The sequence below is a fragment of the Halomonas sp. ND22Bw genome, assembly GCF_003011945.1.
Classification (GTDB): domain Bacteria; phylum Pseudomonadota; class Gammaproteobacteria; order Pseudomonadales; family Halomonadaceae; genus Halomonas; species Halomonas halophila.
In genome coordinates this window covers 1-524 of record NZ_PXWD01000089.1, presented here as the reverse complement: position 1 = coordinate 524, position 524 = coordinate 1, and the positions used below count along the sequence as shown (strand labels likewise).

The following is a 524-nucleotide window of genomic DNA, read 5'->3' as shown; positions in this document are numbered from 1 at the left end:
CCGAGCGCTGCGGCGCGCTGCGCGAGCCGTTCCTGGTCGTGCATCGACGGCTCATCGCCCGTGAATGCCTCGATGGGGAAGAATGGGCTGCTGCCGGTTTCAAAGACACCTTGTTAAGGTGGAAGATGAAACCGGAGGTGGTTCATGGGAACGAGAAGGCAGTTCAGCCGAGAGTTCAAGCTTGAAGCAGTCAAGCTGGTGAAGGAGCGAGGCGTGGCGGTGGCGCAGGCTGCACGCGACCTCGATGTGCACGAGAACGTGCTGCGCAAGTGGATACGCGATGCGACGGTCGACCCGCAGCATGCATTCCCCGGGCAAGGGGTCATGAGGCCCGAGCAGGCGGAGCTGGAGCGCTTGAGGAAAGAGAACGCCAAGCTCAGGATGGCGCGCGACCTGCTGAAAACAGCGGCGGCCCACTTTGGCGAGGAGTCGATGTGACGTTCGGCTCCGTGGCGAAACACCGAGGGACGTGGCCGTTGGCGATGATGTGCGAGGCGCTCGGTGTCTCGCGAAGCGGCTTCTAC

The 524-nt window shown here is 63.2% G+C and carries 1 protein-coding gene and 1 pseudogene; both read left to right on the top strand.

The window, feature by feature from the left end; translation table 11 throughout:
- A partial coding sequence (locus tag CVH10_RS26585; protein ID WP_219924733.1) for a hypothetical protein occupies positions 1–185 on the top strand: 185 nt, incomplete at its 5' end.
- Positions 145–524 (top strand): annotated as a pseudogene (locus CVH10_RS17090) (transposase); the annotation flags it as partial. The gene CVH10_RS26585 and the pseudogene CVH10_RS17090, both read left to right, overlap by 41 nt.